This is a genomic window from Streptomyces sp. NPDC088097, from assembly GCF_044741845.1.
Taxonomy (GTDB): domain Bacteria; phylum Actinomycetota; class Actinomycetes; order Streptomycetales; family Streptomycetaceae; genus Streptomyces.
On record NZ_JBIUTJ010000004.1, the window covers coordinates 55,527 to 71,310 of the forward strand.

Sequence of the window (15,784 nt, forward strand, 5' to 3'; positions counted from 1 at the left end):
CTTCCCGTCAGGTCGGTCGGACGGGGCTTCGACCGCCAGGGGTCGCGGGGTCCGCCGTGGTGTGCGGAGCCCGCCGGGTGCGGGCCATCCTGCGGGCCACGAAGCCCCGCGGGAGGTGGCGGGCGGCGAGGGCGTACGCCTGGTAGCGGCTGCTCGTGATGCTCAACGGGCGGCGCCGGGCGAGGTCCTTGAGGGCCTTGGCCACCACCGCCGCCGGCTCCAGCCACACCGCGTCGCGCAGGGCGCTGACGTCCATTCCGGCGCGCTCCTGGAACTCGGTGCGGGTGAAGCCCGGGACCACGGCGAGGACCCGCACTCCGTACGGTTCCATGTCCACGCGCAGGGATTCACTGAAGGCCGTGACCCAGGCCTTGGCCGCCCCGTAGGTGCCCGTCGGGAGCAGGCCCGCGACGGAGGAGACGTTGAGCACCGCGCCCCGGCGGCGCTCGCGCAGGCCCGGCAGGAGGGCGTGGGTGAGCCGGAGCGGGACCTTGACCAGCAGGTCGAGCATCCTCTCCTCGTCCTCGACCGGGCTGTGGGGGAAGGGGGCGGGCAGTCCGAAGCCGGCGTTGTTGACCAGGATGTCGACCGGCCGGTCGGTGTCGGAGAGGCGGGCGACGACGTCGGCGCACTGCGCCGGGTCGAGCAGGTCGGCGGGCAGCACCTCGCAGAGCGTCCCGAACTCCCGCGCCAGGTCCCCCGCGACGCCCTCCAGACGGGTCTTGTCGCGGGCCACGAGGACCAGGGCGCAGCCCTTCTCGGCGAATCCGCGGGCGAAGGCGGCGCCGAGGCCGGCGCTGGCTCCGGTGATGAGCACGGTGGTGGTCAAGAGGGGTTCACTTCCTCGGAGTTCGTACGGTTCGGGGAGCCGGGGGCGAAGGCGGCGGTGTGCGGCGAGGCGTAGGCGGCGGCGACGTCCACGAGGAAGCCGGTCTCTTCCGCGAGGACTCCGCCGTCCCCTCGCAACGGGATGGCGACGGGGAGTTCCAGCGCGGTGGCCCCGCCCGGACTGCCGGGCAACCCGGCGAGTTTCGCCCGGCGCGCCTCCCGCAGCACGCAGGCCAGCGCGGCCGCGGTGTGCCGTCGCTCGGGGATCCCGCTCCCGGCGACGTGGCCGCGCGCGAGTTCGGGGACGCCCGGCTGGACGTACTCGCCCAGGACCAGGATCGCGTCGCGGGTCTCGATGACCTTGCGGTAGACGAGCAGGTCGCGCGGCACCGGAGGCCAGAGCAGCTCCATCACCCGCCCGGCGCGGGGGCGGGTGAGCACCACGTGCGGGACGGCCTGGACGAGGTCCTGCCACAGGGGCCACAGCCGCCAGGCGGTGGAGATGTCGGAGGTGGTGCGGCGCAGGGTGAAGAGGGTCGGCATCAGGATCGCGGCGGCGCGCAGTAGGCCGTGCAGGTTCATCATCAGCGGCAGGGCGGGCATGGCCCAGGTCGCGCCGAAGAGGGCCTTGAGCAGGTACACGACCCAGAAGACCCCGGCCAGGGCGGTGCCGAGGCCGAACAGGCGCAGTCCGGCGGCCAGGCCGCGACTCTCGGTGCGCCGGCTGTAGCGCCAACAGACCCATACGCAGATGGTGTTGGCGATGAGGTGGGCGGAGATCAGGACGAGCCAGTAGGCGAGGGAGGGGACGGGGGATCCGGTGGGCGGGATGGTGTGGGCGCCGTGGCCGGGGGCGGCGACGTCCAGGGCGACGAGGGTGGCGAGCCAGAGCGCCGTGCCGGTCCAGGCCGCCGTGGGAAGCCTTCGCCCGCGGGTGGCGGCGGCGACGAAGTACAGCACGGCGCCCGCCGAGAGCACGCCGACGAGGTTGCGGACGAGGCCGATCGTGTGCGCGTAGCCGGGGCCGTGGTCCATGGCATAGGTGACGACGGCGGGCAGGTTCAGGGTCATCGCGGCGGCGGCGGTGGCCACCGCGAGCCACAGTCCGCGCTGTTGCGGGGAGCGCAGGGCGCCGGGAGCGCGCAGCAGGACCGCCGCCCACAGGACGATCACGGCGGGGACGGCGAGCCGGTCCCCGAAGGCGGTGAGGTCAGCCGGCATCGTACGAGCCCCGCCCGTAGCCCATGGCCGACTCCAGTCGGGCGAGCGCTCCGCGGGGCGCGGCGGCCGGGCGGGGGCGTCCAGGGGCCGAGGTGCGGACGCGGATCATGCCGGCGAGCATCTCCGCCTCCTGCTCCTGGCGGGTGGAGTAGTCGGTGCGGCCGCGGACCACGGGGGCCCGTCCGCCGCGTTCCTCGCCGTCGAGGGAGTGGTGTCCGAAGAGGATGTGCCCGAGCTCGTGGAGCACGATGTGCTCGCGGTGGAGCGGGGTGGTCCGGGCCTCGTAGAAGACGTAGTCGACGGTGTCGGTGCCGACCCAGAGTCCGCAGACCCCGGAGGCGGCGGCCTCCTCGGGCAGCGGGTGCAGGCGGATCGGGCGTCCTCGCCGGTCGGCGACGCGGGTGCAGAGCGCTTCGAGGGAGAAGGGGTGGGTGAGGTCCATGTGGCCGAGAATGTTCTCGCACCTCTTGCGCAGGCCGGGATCCCGATAGGGCACGTGTTCCCCCTTCGGAGCCTTGATCGGGCAGCGACGGTAGACATGGGTGGGCATGGTCAGGACATCCTGTGCCTTCAGGCGGCCTCGGAGCGCGGCCCCCCGAGGGGGAAACGCGCACACCCGTCCGCACGTTGACGAACGGGCGTGCCACCATGCCTACCCAGCGGCCACGGGACTTGGCAAGAAATGTCCCGCTCTGGGGTGCCTATTCGGCCATACCTGCCGGCCCCGGCCCCCTGACCGCGTCCGCGCCCTCATGCGCGCCCTCGTCCGACCCCTAGCGGCGTCCGCGGCCCTCCTGCGGCCCGCTGAGTCCGGCGCGGCGCAGGGCGTCGGCCATGGCGCTGTTGGCCGGAGCCGGGGCGGATCCGCCCGTACGCCGGCCCGCGTCCGCCTGACCCGCGCCGCGCTGCCCGCCGCCGGCGCCCCCGGCGCCGCCACCACCGCGCCGGCTCTGGCCTTGGCCTTGGCCCTGACGTTGGCCCTGGTTCTGCCCTTCGCCCCGCTGCTGCGGGGGCCTGGCCCCGCCCCGGCGCTCCTCGCGCTGCTTCGGCGCACCGGCGCCGCGCTCCGCCCCGGCCTCGTCCTCCAGCCGCAGGGTGAGCGAGATCCGCTTGCGCGGGATGTCCACCTCCATGACCTTGACCCGGACGACGTCGCCCGGCTTGACCACGTCGCGCGGGTCCTTGACGAAGGTCTTCGACAGGGCCGACACGTGCGCCAGGCCGTCCTGGTGGACGCCGATGTCGATGAAGGCGCCGAAGGCGGCCACGTTGGTGACGACCCCTTCCAGGATCATCCCGGGGGCCAGGTCGCCGAGCTTCTCGACGCCCTCCTTGAAGGTGGCCGTCTTGAAGGCGGGGCGCGGGTCGCGGCCCGGCTTCTCCAGCTCGCGCAGGATGTCGGTCACCGTCGGCAGGCCGAAGGCCTCGGTGACGAACTGCTCGGGGCGCAGCGAGCGCAGGACGGAGGAGTTCCCGATCAGTGCGGCGACCTCGGTGCCCGCCGTCTTGCCCATCGCCCGGACCAGCGGGTAGGACTCGGGGTGCACGCTGGAGGAGTCCAGCGGGTCGGCGCCGCCGCGGATGCGCAGGAAGCCCGCGCACTGCTCGTACGCCTTCGGGCCGAGCCTGGCCACGTCCTTGAGCCCCTTGCGGCTGCCGAAGGGGCCGTTGGCGTCACGGTGGGACACGATGTTCTCGGCGAGGGTGCCGCTGATGCCCGACACCCGCGACAGCAGGGGCGCGGAAGCCGTGTTGACGTCCACGCCGACGCCGTTCACGCAGTCCTCGACGACGGCGTCGAGGGAGCGCGAGAGCTTCACCTCGGCCAGGTCGTGCTGGTACTGGCCGACACCGATCGACTTCGGGTCGATCTTGACCAGTTCGGCGAGCGGGTCTTGGAGGCGGCGGGCGATGGAGACGGCGCCGCGCAGGGACACGTCCATGTCCGGGAATTCCTGCGAGGCGAAGGCCGAGGCCGAGTACACGGAGGCACCCGCCTCCGAGACCATCACCTTGGTGAGGCCGAGTTCGGGGTGGCGGGTGATGAGGTCCCCGGCCAGCTTGTCGGTCTCGCGGGAGGCCGTGCCGTTGCCGATGGCGATCAGCTCGACCGCGTGCTCCATCGCGAGGCGGGCGAGCGTCGCGAGGGAGGCGTCCCACTTGTTGGCGGGAACGTGCGGGTGGATCACCTCGGTCGCCACGACCTTGCCGGTCGCGTCCACGACGGCGACCTTGACGCCGGTGCGGAAGCCCGGGTCCAGGCCGAGGGTGGCGCGGGTGCCGGCCGGGGCGGCGAGCAGCAGGTCGCGCAGGTTGGACGCGAAGACGCGTACGGCCTCGTCCTCGGCGGCGGCGCGCAGCCGGGACCGCAGGTCGATGCCGAGGTGCACCTGGATCTTCGTGCGCCAGGCCCAGCGGACGGTTTCGGCGAGCCACTTGTCCCCGGGGCGGCTCTGCTCCGAGGGGGCGGCGACGCCGAAGCGGCGGGAGATGAGCCCCTCGTACGTGGAGGGGCCGGGGATGTCGGCCGGCGGCTCGGGTTCCAGGTCGAGGACGAGGACGTCCTCCTTCTCGCCGCGCAGCATGGCGAGGACCCGGTGGGAGGGCAGGGCGGTGAAGGGCTCGGAGAAGTCGAAGTAGTCGGCGAACTTGGCGCCGGTCTCCTCCTTGCCCTCGCGGACCTTCGCGGCGAGCCGGCCGCGGCCCCACATGCGCTCGCGCAGGTCGCCGATGAGGTCGGCGTCCTCGGCGAACTTCTCGGTGAGGATGGCGCGGGCGCCCTCCAGGGCGGCGGCCGGGTCGGCGACCCCCTTGTCGGCGTCGACGAACGCGGCGGCCGCGGCTGCCGGTTCCTTCGAGGGGTCGGCCAGCAGGCCGTCGGCGAGCGGCTCCAGGCCGGCCTCGCGGGCGATCTGGGCCTTGGTGCGGCGCTTGGGCTTGAAGGGGAGGTAGATGTCCTCCAGCCGGGCCTTGGTGTCGGCCGCGTTGATCCGGGCCTCCAGCGCGTCGTCGAGCTTGCCCTGCTCGCGCACCGAGTCGAGGATCGCCGCGCGGCGGTCCTCCAGCTCGCGCAGGTACCGCAGCCGCTCCTCCAGGGTGCGCAGCTGGGCGTCGTCGAGCATCTCGGTCGCTTCCTTGCGGTAGCGCGCGATGAACGGCACGGTCGAGCCGCCGTCGAGCAGCTCGACGGCGGACTTGACCTGCCGTTCCCGTACGCCGAGCTCCTCGGCGATCCTGCCTTCGATGGACATCGTCACTGTGCGGTCCCGCCTGCCTTCGATTGCGTGGAAGGCTGCCAATTGTGGCAGGTGGCGGTGGCGGACGTCGGGAACCCCTCAGGCCTTTCCGAAGAGGTCCCGGGGGAAGGCGCCCGCCGCGACGGCTTGCCCGACGAAGCCGGCGCCCAGTTCGTGGAGCCGGGCGAGGCCCTCCGCGCCCAGGTGTTCGTACGGCGCGGCGTCGAGGCGGTCGGTCTCGGTCTCCAGTCGCTCGCGGACGGCGCGCCCCTCCTCGGTGAGTTCGCCGTCGGCGGCGAGGATCCCGCGGGCGCGGAGCCGGTCGGCGGCGGCGTCGAGGTCGGACTGTTCCCAACCGCGGATGCCCTTGACCCACTTCGGGGTCATGCCGCGGCCGGTGGCGGTGTGGCTGACGAGGGCTTCGAGGGGGTCGAGGTCGGTGACGAGGAGGGCGGTGAGGTGGCCGTCGCCGCGGTGTTCGCGCAGCAGGGTGGTGGCGTGCCAGAGCCGCAGGTGGGCCTCCTCGGGGACGGGGAGGTCCGCGTGGGCGGCGTAGAGGGTCCGGCCGTGCCGGGTGCAGGCCTCGGTGGCGCGCAGGGCGAGGTCGGCGGCCTCGGCCAGCTCGGGCGAGGCGATGGTCTCGGGGCCCAGGAGCCGCCGCAGGGTGGAGTCGACGGCGCGCAGGCGGGCGGCGAGCACGTCCGCCGGGGAGGCGGTGTCCCAGACGGCGGGCAGGTGCCGGGCGACCAGGTCGTGGCGGTAGTTGTAGAAGGCGGCGGTGACCGCGCCGGGGCCGACGGCCCCCATGGCGGCGGACCGGGAAGCGAGGTTGACGGCGACCCGGTGGGTGATGCCGAGGGCGCCGAGCTCGGTCCCGAGGTCCGGTGAGAAGTAGCTGGTGGCGTGGAGCGGGTTGACGGCGGCGTGCCAGGCGCGGCGGGCGGCGTGCGGGGGAAGCGTCATGCTCCGCACGTTACCGACTGTTCAGTATGTCGGGAACCCTGGCCCCTCCCGGCCCCTGCCGGCACGCCACCGACCCACCGCCGGCCCACCGCGGCCCGCCCGTCGCGGGTGTGCGGGCGGCTCCCACCCGCCTCTTTCCGGCCTTTCTGCGACCCCCCGGCGGGACCCGCCGGCGCCGGCCGCCGGGGCCGGGCGGCCCGGCGGGGCGGCCCTGGGCACGCCGTGCTCACCCGACGGCGTGTCCGCTCAGCGGGGTGTGACGGCCGAATGGCGATCGTGTGACAGGAGGGGCCATGGACATGACGGGGGCGGTGAGGGGTGAATACGGTCGAACGACGAGACCTCGAACCGATCTGTCTCCCCTACCACTTGGAGCTCTTCGTGCACCGCAAAGTCATCGCCCCGAGCGTGCTCGCCGCATCCCTCCTGCTGGTGATCCCGGCGTCGGCGGCCAGTGCGGGTCCGGGCGCCCCGGGTATCGGCGATCCCTACTACCCGGCGAGCGGGAACGGCGGTTACGACGTCTCCCACTACGACCTGCGCCTCCAGTACCAGCCGGCCACGGACCTGCTGGAGGGCACCGCGACCCTCCTGGCCACCGCCAAGCAGGACCTGTCCCGCTTCAACCTGGACTTCGGTCTGAAGGTCAGCGAGATCCGGGTCAACGGGGTGAAGGCGAAGTTCGCCACCTCCGGCGCCCAGGAGCTGGAGGTCACCCCGGCCCAGCCGCTCCAGAAGGGCAAGCAGGCCAGCGTCGTCGTCAAGTACGCCGGCAAGCCCTCGGAGTTCAAGGTCGACGGCTGGTCGGCCTGGCAGCGGACGCCGGACGGCGGGGTCGCCGCGCAGGAGCCGGACTCGGCCGCCTGGTGGTTCCCGAGCAACGACCACCCCCTCGACAAGGCCACCTTCGACGTGTCCGTCAACGTCCCGGACGGCACCCAGGCCATCAGCAACGGCGTGCTCCAGTCGCAGAGTTCGAAGCTCGGCTGGACCCGCTACAACTGGCGTTCGAACAAGCCGCAGGCCACCTACCTGGCCACGCTCGCGGTGGGCAAGTTCGACATCACCACCGACAAGACGGCGAGCGGGCTGCCGATCCTCAACGCGTACAGCAAGGACCTCGGCGACAACGACGGGGCCGCGCGCGCCAGCATCGAGCGCACCGGTGAGGTCGCGGAGTACCTGGAGGGCGTGTTCGGCCCGTACCCCTTCAACGCGCTGGGCGGCTACGTCCCGAACGTGCCCAGTGGTTTCGCCCTGGAGACGCAGACCCGTCCCTTCTACAGCCCGCGCCAGTTCGCGAACGGGGCCAACGTCCAGGTCGTCGTGCACGAGCTGGCCCACCAGTGGTACGGCGACAGCGTGTCCGTCGACCACTGGAAGGACATCTGGCTCAACGAGGGCTTCGCCCGCTACAGCCAGTGGCTGTGGTCGGAGAAGGAGGGCGAGGGCACCGCCCGGGAGCTGGCCGACTGGACGTACGCCTCGCGCCCCGCCGAGGACCCGTTCTGGCAGGTCAAGCCGGGTGACCCCGGTGCGGAGAACCAGTTCCACGGGGCCGTCTACGACCGTGGGGCGCTCGCCGTGCAGGCCCTGCGCGACGAGGTCGGCGACGAGAAGTTCTTCCGGATCCTCAAGGGCTGGCCGACCGAGCGGGCCTACGGCAACGCCGCGGTCGGGGACTTCGTGCGGTACGCGGAGAAGGTGTCGAAGCAGCCCCTCGCCCAGCTCTTCGAGACCTGGCTCTACGCCCCGGGCAAGCCCGCGCCCACCCCGCCGGCCGGGGCGACGAAGAACCCGGGCGCCGCGCTCCGCTCCGCCCCGGCGAAGCCGGCCGCGGAGCCGAAGTCGTGGAAGAAGATCGCCGCGACGAACTCGGTCCACGAGCACTGACGGCGCGGGCCGGCGCCCCTCAGCGGGCGCCGGCCCGCCACCTCGCCCGTGCCTCCCGGGCGATCGGGAGGTAGCGCAGCCGCTCGGGAAGGAGCGGCACGAGGACCCGCAGGACCGCGCTGAACCGCCGCAGCCGCCGCTCCTGCGCGGCGGTCCACTCCAGCCCGAGGACCTCACGGGCCTCGGGCGGCATGTACCCGACGGTGACGAAGGCCCGCAGGCGCAGGAAGGCGGCGCGCAGCGCGGGCCAGGTGAGCCTCAGCAGGAGCCGCAGCGCCGGCGAGGCGACCTCGGGGCGGGGCAGGGGGACATCGGTGGCGACCAGTTCGCGGGCGACGGCGGTCGGCTCGATCTCCTCGGCCAGCATCCGGGCCCAGTAGGTCCGGTACTCCTCGATGGTCTGCGGCATGTCCCGGTCCCGGATCCCGAGGATCCGGCCCACCTGCAGCCACTCGCGGTAGAGCTGCCGTTCCTGCGCGGGGGTGAAGCGGCGCAGCAGGTACCGGCCCGCGTAGAGGTAGACCGGGAAGCCGGTGGCGTGGACCCAGGAGTAGCAGGCGGGGTCGAGGGAGTGGTAGCGGCGGCCGCGGGTGTCGGTGCCCTGGATCTCCCTGTGCAGCCGGCGCACCCGGCGGCCCTCCTCGGCCGCGCCCTCCCCGCCGTAGACCCACAGCTGGACGGAGCGCAGCGAGCGCTCGCCACGGCCCCAGGGGTCGGTGCGGAAGACGGAGTGCTGGTCGACCCCGGCGCCGATGGCGGGATGGGCGACCTGGAGGGTGAAGGCGGCGGGCAGCATCAGCAGGGCGCGCACGTCGCCGGCGATGGTCCAGAGCACCCCGCCGGGCGCGGGCGGCTCAGGGTCGCGGCCGGCGCCCCCGCCGGTGGTGGCGCTTCCCTCGCCGCTGGTGGTCATCCCGTGACTCCCCCGATCGTGACTCCCCCGACTTCGGTCGTCGTCCTTCCAGTATGACCGGCTTCCCGGGTCTTCCCGCAGGTGGACGGGGAGGTGCATGCTGCGGCCATGAACCTCGATCCGCTCCTCGTGGTGGACCTCTTCGTGCGGGGCCTGCTGTGGGCGATGGCCCTCTTCCTGGCGGTGGCCGCGCTCCTGGCGGCGTCGGCGTACGTGGTGTCGTGCGCGGTGTCGTACCGGTCGTCGATCCGGCGCCGGCGCCGTGAGGCGGCGTTCCTGGCCCGCCTGGACGCCCTCACCTGGGGGGATCCGGTGGAGGTCGCGAGGAGTGGTGGGGAGGGTGGCCGGCGGCGGTGAAGATCCCCCGCGCGAGAGGGCCGCAGGGGGCGCCCCCACGATGTCGTGAGCCGGACAGAAAGTCTTGTCACGGGTGTTACCCCGAAGTAACCGCGCCTGCTTGTATGACGGCGTCGATCTTCCCCCGCAGGAATGACGGAGACCTCATGCTGCAGACCAAGCACCGCCGCCTTCGCGTCGCCGCCACGGCCGTCGCGGCCACCGCCGCCGGTGCCCTGGCCGTCGCCGCCGCGCCCGCCGCCACCGCCGCGGAGAGCGCCGGGACCCCGCGCCTCAGCGTCCTGTCGTACAACACGTTCCTGATGAGCAAGAACCTCTACCCCAACTGGGGCCAGGACCACCGGGCTTCCGCCATCCCGCAGGCTTCCTTCTTCCAGGGCCACGACGTGGTCGTGCTCCAGGAGACCTTCGACAACGGCGCCTCGGACGCGCTCAAGGCCAACGCGGCCTCGCAGTACCCCTACCAGACCCCCGTCGTGGGGCGCGGCAAGAGCGGCTGGGACGCGACGGGCGGCTCCTACTCCTCCACCACCCCGGAGGACGGGGGCGTCGTGGTCCTCAGCAAGTGGCCGATCGTGCGCAAGGAGCAGGTGGTCTACAAGGACGCCTGCGGAGCCGACTGGTGGTCCAACAAGGGCTTCGCCTACGTCGTGCTCGACGTGAACGGCGTCAAGGTCCACGTGGTCGGCACCCACGCCCAGTCCACGGACTCCGGCTGCGGCACGGGCGAGGCGGCGGACATGCGCGCCCGCCAGTTCAAGGCGATCGACGCCTTCCTCGACGCCAAGAACATCCCGGCGGCCGAACAGGTCATCGTGGCGGGCGACATGAACGTGGACTCCCGCACCCCGGAGTACGCCTCCATGCTGGCCAACGCCGACCTGGCGGGCGCCGACACCCGGACGGGGCACCCGTACTCCTTCGACACGGCGCTGAACTCCATCGCGAAGTACCGCTACCCGACGGACCCCCGCGAGGACCTGGACTACGTCCTGTACCGCAAGGGCAACGCGCGCCCGGCGAACTGGAACAACAACGTGGTCAAGGAGCAGTCGGCGCCCTGGACGGTCTCCAGCTGGGGCACGTCCTACACCTACGACAACCTCTCGGACCACTACCCGCTGATCGGGTCCTGAGCACCGCCCCGGTCCGGGTGCGCGCCGCCGTCACGGCGCTCGCCCGGACCGGGCGGACCGGCCCGCGGGCCGTCAGTCCGAGGCCTTGGAACGCTCCCACTCCGTGGCGTAGTCGTTGAAGATGGCCCGCAGGTGGTGGCCGATCTTCAGGTAGTCGAGGTCGTCGAGGTTGGCCAGCGAGACGCGGACCGACCACTGGGGTCCGTCGAACCCGCCGCCGTTGAGGAGCACCACCGAGGTCTGCTCCGCGAGGCGGAACAGCGGGTCGACCGGCTCGTAGTTCTTCTCCAGGAAGTCGGCGAAGTCCTTGCCGTGGACGCGCTCCGCCTCGGCGAGCAGGTCCAGCTCGATGTAGTAGCCCGCCCGCTTGTCGTCCTCGCTGACCTTCATCTGCGCGCCCTCCAGGAGGAGGTCGAGGCGCCGGTGGACGATCTCGCGGATGCGCTCCTTGTACGCCTGGCCCTCGTCCAGCATGTCGAAGAGCGAGAACAGCACCATCATCGTCTGCTGCGGCAGCGACAGTCCGGCGGTGTGGTTCAGCGCGACCGAGCGGGAGTCCGCGACGAGGCGGTCGATGAAACGGATCTTCTCGGGCTCCAGCGTCAGGGTGCCGTAGCGCTTGGCCAGGCGGTCCTTCTGCTCCTGCGGGAAGCGGGCGATCATCTCGTCGATGACGTTGTCGTCGTGCAGCCCGATGACGCCGAGCCGCCAGCCCGTGCAGCCGTAGTGCTTCGAGTACGAGTACACGAGCAGGGTGTTGCGCGGCAGGTCGGCGGCGATGGAGCGGAAGCCGGGCACGAAGGTGCCGTAGACGTCGTCGGTGACGATCAGCAGGTTGGGGTTGCTGCTCGCGACGATGTCCCTGATCTGGTCCGTGACCCGCTGACTGAGCGCCAGCGAGGGCGGGTTGCTCGGATTGACGAGACAGACCAGCTTGACGGCCGGGTCCGCGAGCTTGGCCACCTCCTCCTCCGGGTAGCGCCACTGGCGCACACCGGTCTCGGCGAAGAGGCTCGCGGCGACGTTGACGACCTCGAACTCGAAGGTGTCCAGCTCGGGGATCTCGATGTACGGGGTGAACACCGGGGTCATCAGGGCGATCTTGTCGCCCTTGTGGAGGACCCCGTTCTTCATCAGCGAGTCGAAGATGTAGCACATGGCGGCGGTGCCGCCCTCGGTCGCGAACAGCGACAGGTTGTTGTCCTGCGGCGGCCTCTTGTCGAACATCTCGTCGCCGACGTAGCCGCGCACGATGTGCTCGGCGTGGGTCAGCATCCGGTCCGGGACGGGGTAGTTGTCGCCCGTGATGGCGTCCGTCAGCTCGTGCACGAAGGCGTCCTTGTCGAACGCCCACCGCGACAGGGCGTAGGTGACGCACGCGGACAGCAGCTCGATGCCCGGCAGGTCGGGGTGGCGGCGCACCCAGGAGTCGAAGCGGTCGCCGATGCCGTGCTTCTCCGGCATCCCGCCGAGGTTGTCCGCGGTCCACACCCGGCGGGACTCGTCGAGGGCGAAGTAGCCCAGCGCGTAGAAGGCCTCGCGGGGTCCGGTGGCGATCCAGTTGGGGTTGCCGCGGCCCGCGTTGAGCATGGCGCGCGTGGTGGTGCCCTTCTGGCCCGGCTTGTCCTCCTGGGCGGCGGTGGCGAGCTGGATGAACTTGTCCTTCAGCTCGAAGGGGCTGAGCTGCGCGAAGGACTGGATCTCGGCGCGGCTGAAGCTGGTCTCCGGCACGGTGCTTCCTTTCGAACGTCAGTGGTGGAGGAGGACGATGACGGCGCCCCAGATGGTCAGGAGCACGTTGGAGATGGCGTAGGGGATCGTGTAACCGAGCACCGGAACCTGGGATTTGGACTGCTCGACCACCGCGCCGATGGCGGCCGTCGTGGTCTGCCCACCGGCGAGGACACCCATCAGGATCGGGAAACGGATCTTCTGGATGTGGTGTCCCACGAGGAAGCCGACGAGCAGCGGGATCAGGGTGGCGATCGCACCGAAGAGCAGCAACCCCCAGCCCGCCGAGGCGAGTCCGCTGGTGAAGCTGGGCCCGGCGTTGATGCCGACGACCGCGACGAAGAGGCACAGCCCGAGGGTGTCCATGAACCACTGGGCACCGGGCGGGACGTTCCCGAACGTCGGGTACTTGCCCCGGATCCAGCCGAAGATCAGGCCCATGATCAGCGCGCCGCCCGAGGTGGACAGCGAGATCGGGACCCCGCCGGCGGTGAGGGCCGGGATGCCGAGGCAGCCGCCGAGGAAGATGCCGAGGCCCACCCAGATCATGTCGGTGGCGAAACTGGTCGGCACCGGCTTGCCGATGGCCTGGCCGGCCGGGTCGACGAGCCGCTTGGGGCCGGAGAGGATCACCGTGTCGCCGCGCTCGATCGGCGTGGTGAGCCGGTAGGGGAACTCGGAACCCGCCCGGTAGAGCTTGTCGATGTAGACGCCGACCATGAACGGCTCGGCGCGCAGTTCGGCGATGCTCTTGCCGAGCTGCGCCTTCTCGGAGACCACCACGTGCAGGGTCTCGGTCTGGTAGCCGAGCAGTTCGACGTCGTCGCTCTCCGGGCCGATGTGCGTACGGGCGTCGAAGGCCACGAGGGAGTCGCGCAGGGCGCTCACCGCGACCACGTCGCCGGCGCGGAGCACGGTCTGCTGGGTGTGGTCCAGGATGGCTCCGTCCCGGCGGATGCGGGTGATGTAGATCCGGCGGTCCAGCGCCTTCTGCTGCTGCTCGAAGTCCTCGATGGTGCGGCCCACCAGGTCGGGATGGACCATCGTGTAGGCCCGCAGGACGGCCTCGTAGTAGCCCTCGTGCAGGTCCGGGTTGTCGGCCGGGGCGTCCAGTTCCTTGGCGAGCTGGGCGCTCTCGGCCACGAGGTCGCGGCGGTAGAGCCGCGGCAGGATCGAGGCCAGCAGGATCGCGCAGAGGATGGTGCCGAGCGGGTAGGTGACCGCGTAGCCGACGGCGACGAGGTTCTCCTGCTCCTTGATCTGGTCGGCCGAGAGGCCCGGCAGGTTGCCGATGGCGTCCTGGGCCACACCGATCACGGCGGACTGGGTCAGCGCGCCGCCCAACAGGCCCGCGCTCAGGCCGGGGCCGTAGCCGAGGAAGGAGGCGAACCCCCAGCAGACCAGCAGGCCCGTCACACAGACGATGACGGCGTTGAGGACCTGGGGCAGGCCGTCCTTCTTCAGGCCGCGGAAGAACTGCGGCCCGACCTTGTAGCCGAGGGCGAAGAGGAACATCGTGAAGAAGAGGTTCTTCACGGTCCCGTCAATGGTGATCTTGAATTGTGATCCGAAGAGCAGCCCGACGATCAGACAGCCCGTCACGGCGCCGAGCGCGATCGCCTTGTAGCGGAGCTTTCCGACGAAGAACCCGACGGCCACCGTGAGGAAGACGAGCAGCTCGGGGTGGGGCTGGAAGATGTTCCGGTTCAGAAAATCGATCATGTGGTTGCCATCCGGGGTTCACGATGGGGTGCACGAGGGGGTTCACGACGACGTTCACGACGGGCGGGTCAGGCGCCCAGGACGCCGACGAGGATCGGACCGGTCAGGGGGAGCAGGAAATTGGAGAGGGCGTAGGTGACCGTGTAGCCGAGCATCGGTACCGAGCTCTGCGCCACTTGCGTGATGGAGGTGATGGCCGGGGTCGAGCACTGCTGGCCGGCGATGGCCCCGATCAACAGCGGTTGCTCGATCTTCAGCAACGTGCGGCCGACGACCAGGGAGAGCGTCGCCGGGATCAGGACCATGGCGATCCCCGCGAAGGGCAGCAGCGCCCCGTACTCCTTGAGCAGCGGCCAGGCCTGGGGTCCGGAGGTGAGGCCGGTGCAGGCGATGAACACCGCCAGGCCCATGTCCTTGATGGTGGTCGCCGCCTGGGGAGGGAACGCGCCGAAGGTCTGCCGGCGGGAGCGGAACCAACCGAAGAGCAGCCCGGAGATCAGGCAGCCGCCGCCGGTGCCCAGCGAGAGCGGGATCCCGCCGACGCGGATCACGATCTGGCCGATGAGCGAGCCGACCGCGATGCCCAGTCCGAGGTAGATGAAGTCGGTGGCGTCGTTCTTGGCGACGGTGCCGATCTTCGCGACGATCCGGTTGAGCCCGGAACGGGCCCCCACCAGCGTGACGACGTCGCCTCGCTGGACCACCGCCTCCGGGGTGGCGGGGAGGTTCTGGTCGCCGCGCAGGACGTCGGTGACGTAGACCCCGGAACGGGCGAACTCGGGGTGTTCGCGGGTGATCGTGTCGATGGTCTTCCCGGACACGGCCTTGTCGGTCACCGCGATCTGGCTGGTGGCCAGGGGGGTGTCCACGCCGGGGATGCCGGGGGTCTCGGGGCCGATGGCGCGGCCCGCCTCGATGGTGTTGGCGCGGCGACCGACGACCAGCACCATGTCGGACAGGGTGAGTTCGAGCCCGGGTGCGGGGTCGAGGGTGCGGGAGCCGCGGCGGACGGCCTCCACCGTGACCCGGCCTCCGAAGGTCGACTCCAGGTCCCCCACGGTGCGGCCGTCCGCGTGCGTGACGAGGTAGGTCCGACCGACCAGGCCGGGCAGCGCCTCGCGCTCGTCGCTCTCCAGGGAGCCGTTGCCGCCGCGCATCTTCTCCCACAGGGCGCGCGAGGCGTCCCGCAGGTTGATGCGCATCATCATCGGCATGATCTGGCTGGTGTAGATCACGATGGTGACCAGGCCGAAGAGGTAGCAGACGGTGTAGGCGGTGGCCACGTGCCCCTGATAGAGGCTGATCTGCTCCGGGGTCAGGCCGGGGAGCTTCGCGATGGACTCGCTGGCCGTGCCGACGACCGCCGACTCGGTGGCGGCGCCGGCAAGGATGCCGGAGGCGGTGCCCACGTCCAGGTCGAAGGCCTTCGCCAGCCCGTAGGCGATGGCCAGGACGGTGACCAGCTCGATGGCGCACAGCGCGAAGAAGCGCAGGCTCTTGCGGTTGAGGTTCGCGAAGAACTGCGGCCCCGCCAGGTAGCCGAGGGCGAAGATGAACAGCGCGAAGAAGATCGTCTTCACGTCCGCGTCGATCTCGATCTGCGCCCAGGCACCGAGGAGCAGCGAGACGATCAACGTCCCGCAGATACCGCCGAGCGTGATGGGGCCGACGTGCAGTTTGCCCAGGAGGTAGCCGGCGGCGAGGCACAGGAAGAGGGCGAGTTCCGGATGGTCACGCAGTACGCCCACGCGCGCTCACCCCCGCTCGGGGGGCGGCCGCCGGGC

At 71.5% G+C, this 15,784-nt stretch carries 12 protein-coding genes; 3 read left to right on the forward strand and 9 right to left on the reverse strand.

Features of this window, described 5'->3' with window-relative positions; genetic code table 11:
• Positions 1–7: 7 nt before the first annotated feature.
• From ACIOD1_RS14345 to ACIOD1_RS14365, 5 genes are all read right to left on the reverse strand, one after another.
• Positions 8–829: an SDR family oxidoreductase gene (locus ACIOD1_RS14345; protein WP_365618725.1), complete on the reverse strand. Its 822-nt coding sequence runs from the start codon at positions 827–829 to the stop codon at positions 8–10.
• Positions 826–2,049, reverse strand: a complete 1,224-nt coding sequence (locus ACIOD1_RS14350; RefSeq protein ID WP_365618728.1) for an MAB_1171c family putative transporter — start codon at positions 2,047–2,049, stop codon at positions 826–828. Before ACIOD1_RS14350 ends, ACIOD1_RS14345 begins: the two co-directional genes overlap by 4 nt.
• Positions 2,039–2,599: a hypothetical protein gene (locus ACIOD1_RS14355; RefSeq protein ID WP_365618731.1), complete on the reverse strand. Its 561-nt coding sequence runs from the start codon at positions 2,597–2,599 to the stop codon at positions 2,039–2,041. Before ACIOD1_RS14355 ends, ACIOD1_RS14350 begins: the two co-directional genes overlap by 11 nt.
• A 223-nt stretch (positions 2,600–2,822) precedes the next feature.
• Positions 2,823–5,306 carry a Tex family protein gene (locus ACIOD1_RS14360; RefSeq protein WP_401902416.1) on the reverse strand — a complete coding sequence of 828 codons (2,484 nt, stop codon included), beginning with the start codon at positions 5,304–5,306 and terminating at the stop codon, positions 2,823–2,825.
• Between the two features lie 78 nt (positions 5,307–5,384).
• Entirely contained in the window at positions 5,385–6,248 is an 864-nt protein-coding gene (locus ACIOD1_RS14365) for an SCO6745 family protein (RefSeq protein ID WP_365618737.1), read from the reverse strand.
• 381 nt (positions 6,249–6,629) lie between these two features.
• Here ACIOD1_RS14365 and ACIOD1_RS14370 point away from each other — a divergent pair, with 381 nt between their 5' ends.
• A complete protein-coding gene (locus tag ACIOD1_RS14370) occupies positions 6,630–8,141 on the forward strand; it encodes a M1 family metallopeptidase (protein ID WP_365618740.1) in 1,512 nt (503 codons plus the stop codon).
• Between the two features lie 19 nt (positions 8,142–8,160).
• Here ACIOD1_RS14370 and ACIOD1_RS14375 read toward each other — a convergent pair whose 3' ends face one another.
• Positions 8,161–9,054: an oxygenase MpaB family protein gene (locus tag ACIOD1_RS14375; protein ID WP_365618743.1), complete on the reverse strand. Its 894-nt coding sequence runs from the start codon at positions 9,052–9,054 to the stop codon at positions 8,161–8,163.
• A 108-nt stretch (positions 9,055–9,162) separates the two neighbouring features.
• On the opposite strand from ACIOD1_RS14375, the gene ACIOD1_RS14380 reads away from it, so the two are divergent.
• Positions 9,163–9,411 carry a hypothetical protein gene (locus ACIOD1_RS14380; protein ID WP_401902420.1) on the forward strand — a complete coding sequence of 83 codons (249 nt, stop codon included), beginning with the start codon at positions 9,163–9,165 and terminating at the stop codon, positions 9,409–9,411.
• Between the two features lie 146 nt (positions 9,412–9,557).
• A complete protein-coding gene (gene sph / locus ACIOD1_RS14385) occupies positions 9,558–10,547 on the forward strand; it encodes a sphingomyelin phosphodiesterase (RefSeq protein WP_365618749.1) in 990 nt (329 codons plus the stop codon).
• A gap of 72 nt (positions 10,548–10,619) precedes the next feature.
• Here sph and ACIOD1_RS14390 read toward each other — a convergent pair whose 3' ends face one another.
• From ACIOD1_RS14390 to aspT (ACIOD1_RS14400), 3 genes are all read right to left on the reverse strand, one after another.
• Entirely contained in the window at positions 10,620–12,278 is a 1,659-nt protein-coding gene (locus tag ACIOD1_RS14390; protein WP_401902422.1) for a bifunctional aspartate transaminase/aspartate 4-decarboxylase, read from the reverse strand.
• 18 nt (positions 12,279–12,296) lie between these two features.
• The gene (aspT, locus tag ACIOD1_RS14395; RefSeq protein WP_365618755.1) at positions 12,297–14,000 is read right to left on the reverse strand and encodes an aspartate-alanine antiporter; all 1,704 of its coding nucleotides are present in this window, start codon (positions 13,998–14,000) and stop codon (positions 12,297–12,299) included.
• A gap of 68 nt (positions 14,001–14,068) precedes the next feature.
• On the reverse strand, positions 14,069–15,748 hold the full coding sequence (aspT, locus tag ACIOD1_RS14400) for an aspartate-alanine antiporter (protein ID WP_401902424.1): 1,680 nt from the start codon (positions 15,746–15,748) through the stop codon (positions 14,069–14,071).
• Positions 15,749–15,784 lie beyond the last annotated feature (36 nt).

Excerpts from the sequence above, each read along its gene's own strand:
- ACIOD1_RS14350 (WP_365618728.1), bottom strand. The coding sequence starts at position 2,049 with ATGCCGGCTGACCTCACCGCCTTCGGGGACCGGCTCGCCGTCCCCGCC.
- ACIOD1_RS14355 (WP_365618731.1), bottom strand. The coding sequence starts at position 2,599 with ATGCCCACCCATGTCTACCGTCGCTGCCCGATCAAGGCTCCGAAGGGG.
- ACIOD1_RS14365 (WP_365618737.1), bottom strand. The coding sequence starts at position 6,248 with ATGACGCTTCCCCCGCACGCCGCCCGCCGCGCCTGGCACGCCGCCGTC.
- ACIOD1_RS14380 (WP_401902420.1), top strand. The coding sequence starts at position 9,163 with ATGAACCTCGATCCGCTCCTCGTGGTGGACCTCTTCGTGCGGGGCCTG.
- sph (WP_365618749.1), top strand. The coding sequence starts at position 9,558 with ATGCTGCAGACCAAGCACCGCCGCCTTCGCGTCGCCGCCACGGCCGTC.
- aspT (WP_365618755.1), bottom strand. The coding sequence starts at position 14,000 with ATGATCGATTTTCTGAACCGGAACATCTTCCAGCCCCACCCCGAGCTG.
- ACIOD1_RS14375 (WP_365618743.1), bottom strand. The coding sequence starts at position 9,054 with ATGACCACCAGCGGCGAGGGAAGCGCCACCACCGGCGGGGGCGCCGGC.